9 protein-coding genes and 1 pseudogene are annotated in these 7,915 nt (G+C 40.9%); 9 read left to right on the top strand and 1 reads right to left on the bottom strand.

Translation table 11 applies throughout. The annotated features are described in order from the left end of the window. The 8 genes from WBM49_RS11785 to WBM49_RS11750 form a co-directional block, all read left to right on the top strand. Positions 1–1,173: M14 family metallopeptidase (locus WBM49_RS11785; protein ID WP_424372250.1), on the top strand; the 1,173-nt coding region annotated here is incomplete at its 5' end. Positions 1,174–1,586: 413 nt separating this feature from the next. Continuing rightward, a complete protein-coding gene (locus tag WBM49_RS11780) occupies positions 1,587–2,315 on the top strand; it encodes a class I SAM-dependent methyltransferase (protein ID WP_424372249.1) in 729 nt (242 codons plus the stop codon). Then, the gene (locus WBM49_RS11775) at positions 2,312–2,848 is read left to right on the top strand and encodes a GNAT family N-acetyltransferase (RefSeq protein ID WP_424372248.1); all 537 of its coding nucleotides are present in this window, start codon (positions 2,312–2,314) and stop codon (positions 2,846–2,848) included. Before WBM49_RS11780 ends, WBM49_RS11775 begins: the two co-directional genes overlap by 4 nt. 210 nt (positions 2,849–3,058) lie before the next feature. Next, positions 3,059–3,421: a bleomycin resistance protein gene (locus WBM49_RS11770; RefSeq protein WP_424372247.1), complete on the top strand. Its 363-nt coding sequence runs from the start codon at positions 3,059–3,061 to the stop codon at positions 3,419–3,421. A gap of 72 nt (positions 3,422–3,493) precedes the next feature. Further along, positions 3,494–4,489, top strand: a complete 996-nt coding sequence (locus WBM49_RS11765) for a metallophosphoesterase family protein (RefSeq protein WP_424372246.1) — start codon at positions 3,494–3,496, stop codon at positions 4,487–4,489. A 32-nt stretch (positions 4,490–4,521) separates the two neighbouring features. Beyond that, a complete protein-coding gene (locus WBM49_RS11760) occupies positions 4,522–4,863 on the top strand; it encodes a hypothetical protein (protein WP_424372245.1) in 342 nt (113 codons plus the stop codon). 27 nt (positions 4,864–4,890) lie between these two features. Then, positions 4,891–6,582: a gamma-glutamyltransferase gene (gene ggt, locus WBM49_RS11755; protein ID WP_424372244.1), complete on the top strand. Its 1,692-nt coding sequence runs from the start codon at positions 4,891–4,893 to the stop codon at positions 6,580–6,582. Between the two features lie 113 nt (positions 6,583–6,695). Continuing rightward, positions 6,696–7,046, top strand: a complete 351-nt coding sequence (locus WBM49_RS11750; protein ID WP_424372251.1) for a hypothetical protein — start codon at positions 6,696–6,698, stop codon at positions 7,044–7,046. 43 nt (positions 7,047–7,089) lie between these two features. Here WBM49_RS11750 and WBM49_RS11745 read toward each other — a convergent pair whose 3' ends face one another. After that, the gene (locus WBM49_RS11745; protein ID WP_424372243.1) at positions 7,090–7,560 is read right to left on the bottom strand and encodes a CBS domain-containing protein; all 471 of its coding nucleotides are present in this window, start codon (positions 7,558–7,560) and stop codon (positions 7,090–7,092) included. 123 nt (positions 7,561–7,683) lie between these two features. Here WBM49_RS11745 and WBM49_RS11740 point away from each other — a divergent pair. Next, positions 7,684–7,915, top strand: a pseudogene (locus WBM49_RS11740) (peptidase M28); the annotation flags it as partial.

Genomic DNA, 7,915 nt, shown 5'->3' with positions numbered 1-7,915 from the left:
CAAGCGCCGATCAGGAAAGTCAGCACTCTGACGGTTCCCGTTCAACAGCAGTATGCCGGAATTTTTGATCTTGGAGATGGAGTGTTTATGTCTAATGACTATAGTGGTGCCCGTATGAATGGTGTTGCCCGCACCAACGACACACTTATCTCTGTTTTAATAACTTCTGAGAATTCACCCATAAATCCCAGCCCCTGGTATGGATTTAAAATTTGGTCGGAAACGGAAAAAGATCTCTATGTAAAACTTACTTATAATGACGATGTGTTTCACAGGTACTTTCCAAAACTCAGTAAAAATGGTTCTGATTGGGAAGCCCTGGATTCCTTGAAGTATAAAGCAGTAAAGAAAATCTACAACGAAAGAGAATTAGCAGAAAGCATTACTATGCAGCTATCGGTTAACAAAGACACGCTTTGGGTCTCTGCCCAGGAATTAATCACCTCATCCGTAGTTGATAGCTGGACAAACGAATTATTGACCAATACCTTTGTTTCAAAATCTACCATTGGCGAAAGTAACCAAGGGAGACCATTGAATTTGCTTAAAATTGGGGATAGCGACGATCAAAGAATGATTATGGTTATTTCCAGACAACACCCACCGGAGGTAACCGGGTTTCTGGCTATGCAGGCGTTTATTGAAACCCTCTGTGCCGACACAGACATTGCAAAACGTTTTAGGGCAACATACAATACCTATGTAGTTCCGCTTGTAAATCCCGATGGTGTAGATAATGGACATTGGCGACATAATTATGGTGGTGTTGATCTAAATAGAGACTGGGAGAACTTTAATCAACCAGAGACCCGCGCAATTAGAGATTTTATGCGTCAAAAAGTATCAGATACAGGCGGTTCCTTTTATTTTGGGGTCGATTTTCATTCCACCTGGGAGGATATTTTTTACACCATCACTCCTGAACTAAAAGGGAATATGCCCGGTCTTGTACCCAATGTAATTGCCGGTTTAGCGGATGAGTTCCCGGCTTACGAACCTAATATTAGGCCCAGTCCAGGAACGGGCAACAAAATTAATTCAACCGCCTTCTTCTTTTTCGAATTTGGGGCCGAGTCTTTTACCTATGAAGTTGGTGATAACACCCCTCGCGAATTTGTTCGGAAGAAAGGTGAAACAACAGCCATAAAATTGATGGAACAACTATTGAAATAAATGATCAAGCCGGTCTGTGATGAAAACAAAAGACAACCACATAAATTGCATTGAGTTTAAAGCCAAAGATCTTGAAAAAACGTAAGAATTCTATTCTAAGTGCTTCGATTGGACCTTTACCAATTATAGATCAACCTATATTGCTTTTTCCAATAGCGGACTTGAGGGTGGTTTTGAAAAAACAGAAAAGGGCATTGTAAATGGCACGCTGATAGTGCTCTATCACAATGATCTAAAACTGATAAAAAGTACGATCGATGCCGCAACTGGTAAGATCACAAAGGATATTTTTTCTTTTCCGGGCGAACGTAGATTCTATTTTTTAGATCCCTCAGGAAATGAATTGACAGTATGGTCTGACGTATAAACAAACTAACTTCAACCTTAAATATCTGATAATAGAAGATAAGAACATGTTAAAGGAATATGACCAAATTACGGCCTTTCATTATGCAGCATACCGTCCTTTGTTACATTCCAAAATTCTCAATGAATACTTCGACGAGAATGGAAAACAAAATATCGGGTTAGATATAGGATGTGGCACCGGCCATTCATCCGTTGCTTTAGCAAAGTATTGCCATAAAGTTTTCGGGATTGATCCAAGTGCAGAAATGTTACAAAAAGCCCTTTTACACCCAGGTGTGGAATACGCTCCGTACGATCTTAAAAATCTTGATTTTGCAAATGACCAGTTCGGCATAATTACCTTTGCAGGTTCGCTCTATTATGCCAAATCTCAACAGCTACTGAATGAAACAGTACGAGTGGCCACCTCAGCTGCCAAAATATTGATATATGACTTTGAGATATTCCTGGAGGAAATATTTGCTAAATTAGAAATTGATGGCGATTCAAAAGAACAAATCAACTATGACCACCAGATAACTTTTTCAGGATTGGATGAAAAAAATATAAAAATAGAGAAGGCGATTAGCAAATCGGTTTCTGTAAATATTTCTCTTTCGGATCTTACTCATTTACTATTATCATCAAAGGATAATTATAGCATTCTGGTAGAATTTTTTGGGGCTGATGATCTCTTTAACAAGGTTTCTCAAAAATTATGGTCGGTCCTAAATACCGAAAATTCCTCTGTTAGAGCCATGACATATTTAACCGCTTATAGGGTCATAAAATGAAAACCCTGATAGAAACAGAAAGACTATTGTTGCGGGAAATTACCCTGGATGACAAAGAGGATCTATTCACCTTACACTCTCATCCGGAAGTGCAAAAGTATACGGGGGAACCTGTGGTAGAATCCCTGGACGAAATGGAAAAAGCGATCCTGGGGAGAATTGCACATTATAAGAAATATGGATTCGGAAGGTGGGCTACTATTTTAAAGGAGGGAATGCAATTTGTAGGTTGGGCGGGGCTGCTCTATCTCCCTGAATTTGACGAAATTGATCTTGGATACAGATTCTTGCCCAAATACTGGGGAGCTGGCATCGCAACCGAAGCGTCACATGCTATTTTGACCCACGGTTTTACCACCTTAAAATTAAAAAAGATAATTGCCATTGCTATGAAAGAGAACAAAGCATCGATCAGGGTGATGGAAAAGGTTGGGATGGAATTCTTCCAATTTGCTCCCTATGAACCCGGAGGTGAAGATGTTGTATGGTATCGGTGTGATAAAAAGCTATTATCAAAAAATAATATAATTTAAATAGTTCTTTTTATAGAATATTTCATTCATTAGTAACCAACTTTTTACATAACAAAATGCATTCGGATCAGGAGTTTGAAAACCTTATCGGCTTACGACTAATTCATTCAAAAGATCTTTTAAATTCTTATCTTGAGTTAAAAGAGATTATCCTTGAAACCTATAGTTCATTATTGCCATAACCTCCCTGCGGAGTTTTAATAAAAGACCATGTTACTCAATATCAGTCCAAAACTACCCATGCGCAACAAGAACCTTACACGGGATTTCTATGTAAACCAATTGGGATTTAAAGAGTTGGGAAGTGCCTCCTATCAGCACTACTTAATGATGCATAAAGAAACTATTGAAATTCACTTTTTCGAATTCAAGGATATTAATCCTAAAGAAAACTACGGACAAGTGTATATAAGAACAGACAATATAGATGCGCTATACCAGTCGTTTTTAGATCAAAACGTTGCTATACATCCCAATGGCCCCCTGGAAATAAAACCGTGGGGGCAAAAAGAATTTTCCCTTCTGGACCCGGATAACAACCTATTAACTTTTGGACAGAGAATACAGGAATAAGGTGCTGGATTAGTCCTGCGAATTAAACTTAACTTCCAGATCTTTCTTCAACTATTATAAAAAATTACATCCATGAAAATACCTTTTCTATTATCTGTTGTAGTGTTACTTTTTATGAGCTGCAGAACAAATGAAAAACCTACCCCGGTATTTGAACACGATCTCACAGACGGCCCCACACCATGGACAAGCGATGTCTTTGAAATGGAAGAAAAAGATTTTACGTTTGCCATAATTTCTGACCTCAACGGTGGGGAACGCGAAGGAATCTACAGTACTGCCGTTGAACAATTAAATATGTTAGATCCAACCTTTGTACTTAGTGTGGGGGATCTGATTGACGGTGGTACCGAAGATACACTGCAGTTAGAGAAGGAATGGGATTCCTTTGATAAACGGACCTCGAAATTACATATGCCCTTTTTTTACTTAGGGGGAAACCATGATCTGACCAATCCACGCATGCGCGAATTCTGGAAAGACAGGTTTGGACCTCGTTACTACTATTTTGTGTATGAAGACGTATTATTCCTAATGATGGATTCTGAGGATTTTGAAGAACAACGTATGATGGAGATCTACAAGGCGAGAGCAGAGGCCCTTAAAATCATTAATGGTGAGATAGAGGGTGTATACGAAGAATCTGACTATTACAAGATGCCAGAACGAAGGCTGGGCGCCATGAGCAATGCCCAATTGGGATATTTTAAATCTGTTCTGGAAAAATACCCGGAGGTGCGATGGACCTTTGTGCTGATGCACAAACCCCTTTGGATGAGAGAGGACGATAAAGGTTTAGGCAAATTGGAGGCACTTCTCTCAGCTCGGCCTTACACGGTAATTAACGGGCATTTTCATTCTTTTTCCCATCAAGTAAGAAATGGCAGGAACTATACAATGCTTGGTACTACTGGCGGGAGTCAACAAGAATCGGACAGTCTTGCTTTTGATCATATAACCCTGGTGAGATTAACAAACCCCCCAACAATTACTCATCTGAAAATGGAAGGTATTCTAAACGAAATGGGTAACATCCCGGAGGGCTCCACACAGCTCTCTAAAGAATAAACAGTTACTAATTGCGAGCTTGTTTTAAGAGAATGAAAAAAATAGACTTCCATAATAAAAGGTTCGCTCTAATTGAAAACTCAGAGAAAGGGACCGTTAATAAGGATACTGTATTCGAATTCCAACAAACCGGGGATCTGGTTACGGCAACGTATTACGGTGGGCCCATTAAGCTGGGAAAAATAATTGCCCTATTAAAAAAAGACACATTAGATATGCGCTATCATTGTGTTACCTCCGAAAATGAACTAAAAGCGGGGAAGGCCATGGCCAAAATATCTCACACAGATTTAGGAAAAATTAAACTAACATTGCGATGGGAATGGTTAGATTCCAGCAATGAAAAAGGCATTTCGGAATATCTTGAACATTAATAGCTCTCAGAAAACACCACACTGGCAATGATCAAATTAGCTTGTAACTCCAAAGTAACTTTAATTATCGTCCTGTTTTTCTGTTTTAGCAGCACATACGGGCAGACCTATGGGCGAAACGGGATGGTCGTTTCAGACAATGAACTCGCCTCCCAGGTGGGTGTAACCATTCTAAAAAAGGGTGGTAATGCGATAGATGCAGCAGTGGCCACTGCCTTTGCCCTTGCGGTAGTGCACCCTCAGGCAGGGAATATTGGCGGAGGCGGATTTATCGTCTATATAAATGGTTCCGGAGCCAGCACAACCATAGACTTCAGGGAAAAAGCGCCCTTACAGGCAACACCAGATATGTTCCTGGATAAAAACGGTGAACTTATACAAGGGAGTAATCACGAAGGATTAAAATCTGTGGGCGTGCCAGGTACTGTAGCCGGACTTTTTATGGCACATCAGAAATACGGGGAGTTACCCTGGAAGGAGTTGGTGCAGCCATCGGTTGAATTGGCAAAAAATGGATTCTCACTTTCCTGGACCCTCGCCTCCCATGCCAGGCGAATGCAAGACAACTCTACACCTGGTTTTATGAAAGATTTCTTTAAAAATCCGGAGGGAGATCTGGTAGAATTTGGGGAAACCTGGGTGCAGCCGGCATTGGCCCAAACCCTGGAACGTATTCGCGACAAAGGAAGGGATGGCTTCTATGAAGGGAAAGTGGCCAGGGAGATCGAAAAATTCATGAAGGAAAATGGGGGGATCATTACCAGAAAAGACCTAAAAGCATATACCGCCATTGAACGAGCTCCCATAAAGGGTACCTACAAGGAATATGAAATTTACTCCATGCCACCGCCTAGTTCGGGCGGAGTGGCGCTTATAGAGATGATGAATATCATGGAGCTGGCCAACTTAGATTCTATCCAGTTCAATTCTACTGCGTATGTACATCTTGTTGCTGAGACCATGAGAAGGGCTTTTGCGGACAGGGCCGAATTTCTCGGCGATCCAGACTTTAACCCGGAGATGCCCCTCGCAAAATTAACCTCCAAAGAGTTTGCGCAAAAAAGGTATCAGAATATAGATTTCGAAAGGGCCTCCGTGAGCGATTCCACAAGGTTTGGTCAACTCTACGACGGTACCAATACTACACACTTGTCCGTGATAGACAAAAATGGTAGTGCCGTATCCCTCACCTATACCCTGGAGTATTCCTATGGTTCTAAATTAGGCGCCCCAAAATTGGGCTTTATCTTTAATAATGAAATGGGCGACTTTAATCCACAGCCTGGCACCACCACAAGTAGCGGATTAATAGGTACCCCTCCAAATACCATTTCCCCCGGGAAACGGATGCTTTCTAGTATGACTCCTACTATTGTGGCTAAAGAAGGAAAACCTTACCTGGTCATTGGAAGTCCGGGTGGCAGAACCATCATTAATACTGTTTTCCAAACGGTACTAAATGTATTGGAATACGAGATGCCCTTACACAGAGCTATTGAAGCCATGAAAATACACCATCAGTGGCTCCCAGACAGGTTGATCTACGAAACAGACCTATTATCCCCGGATACTCAGAAAGCCCTGGAAGAAATGGGCCATACCCTCTATGGCGCAGGAAACCTCGGCAGATTAATGGGCATCATACATTCCAGGGATCAGGGTATTTATATTGGGGTTTCAGATTCGTCTAGTCCTGATGGCGCTGCGGTAGGATACTAAACCCTTGTATTTGATTCCTTATAAATTCATAAAAGCTTTTACAGATAAAAGCTCCTTTTTCTTGAAGGCAGCTTGCAGGAATTTTTTGTAATTTCATGGAAAGTTGGCTTATTTTGGAGAAGCAATGTTTGGAATGCGGTGATCCCATAAAAGGGAGGGTAGACAAGAAGTTCTGTTCGGACTACTGTAGGAATGCCTATAACAATAAGCTGAATAAAGACAGTAAGAACCTGGTGCGGAACATTAACAACCGGCTCCGAAAAAATTACCGGATTCTGGATAGTTTTCCTTTAAAAGAAGGTAAAACCAAGACCACTAAAACACGACTGTTAGACAAGGGATTCGATTTTGACTATCTCACCAATCTTTATACCACCAAAAAAGGAACTACCTATTATTTTGTGTACGACCTGGGCTATTTGCCCCTGGAAAATGACTACTATATGATCGTTAAAAGAGAATAGCCCCGGAGAATGTCCGAGGCTATTTTATATCTGGCATAATGTTCTATTGATAATTATGGCTGGTAAGCTTTAAAGCGGCGATCACAATGTCTTTCCGACTGATCTGCCCTACCAACAGCCCGTCTTTCATGACAGGCAAACGGCGTCTGTGATTCTTGTGAAACACCCCGGCTGCATCAAAGATACTTATATCATGAGGAATGGTCTCTACTTTCTTTGTCATAAATTTTTCTACGCTTTTATCAAGGATAGGCTGATTGAAATATCTGCTTTCTGAGATCTCTTTCATACAATCGGCCTCAGAGATGATCCCTACCAAAAATCCGTTGTCATCTAATACAGGTCCACCAGAAATATGGTTTTTTGCAAAAGATTCCATCACTTCTAGAATGGATTGCTCCGGACTATAGGTGATCAGTTTTCTAGTCATATAGTCCTCTACCAAAATAGGGGCATCGTACTCTTTTTTGGACACTTCTTTGGCTCTTCGACCCATAAAACTTTTAATACCCATACCTAGTTCGTTTTAAATTGGTTAGCCTTAAATATACGTATTTTAAGCGAATCTTCTAAAATTAGTCGTCGAAAGGCATAGACCCACGAGAATTATTTACTTTTAGAGAAGAATTTCTTACGCATGAAAAACATCCGACTTTGGCTTAGCCTCCCCCTGCTTATCCTGGCTATTATTTGGAGTTATGTCTCCCTGATGCCATCCGATAGCAATAGTAGTGTTGAAGATTTATACGGTTTTTCAACGGATAGGGCCCTTACACATGTGGAAGCCATTTCGAAACAACCACATGCCGTTGGCTTCCCTGCCCACGAAACTGTGCGGGCATATATTGTGGCCCAACTGGAAAAGATGG

It is taken from the genome of Muriicola sp., assembly GCF_049669965.1.
Taxonomy (GTDB): domain Bacteria; phylum Bacteroidota; class Bacteroidia; order Flavobacteriales; family Flavobacteriaceae; genus Muriicola.
The sequence above is the reverse complement of the archived record's forward strand: the minus strand, read 5'-3'. Positions and strand labels throughout refer to the sequence as shown.

What these genes read in the sequence shown, in the direction of transcription:
- WBM49_RS11780 (WP_424372249.1), top strand. Translation starts at nt 1,587, where the DNA reads ATGTTAAAGGAATATGACCAAATTACGGCCTTTCATTATGCAGCATAC.
- WBM49_RS11775 (WP_424372248.1), top strand. Translation starts at nt 2,312, where the DNA reads ATGAAAACCCTGATAGAAACAGAAAGACTATTGTTGCGGGAAATTACC.
- WBM49_RS11770 (WP_424372247.1), top strand. Translation starts at nt 3,059, where the DNA reads ATGTTACTCAATATCAGTCCAAAACTACCCATGCGCAACAAGAACCTT.
- WBM49_RS11765 (WP_424372246.1), top strand. Translation starts at nt 3,494, where the DNA reads ATGAAAATACCTTTTCTATTATCTGTTGTAGTGTTACTTTTTATGAGC.
- WBM49_RS11760 (WP_424372245.1), top strand. Translation starts at nt 4,522, where the DNA reads ATGAAAAAAATAGACTTCCATAATAAAAGGTTCGCTCTAATTGAAAAC.
- ggt (WP_424372244.1), top strand. Translation starts at nt 4,891, where the DNA reads ATGATCAAATTAGCTTGTAACTCCAAAGTAACTTTAATTATCGTCCTG.
- WBM49_RS11745 (WP_424372243.1), bottom strand. Translation starts at nt 7,560, where the DNA reads ATGGGTATTAAAAGTTTTATGGGTCGAAGAGCCAAAGAAGTGTCCAAA.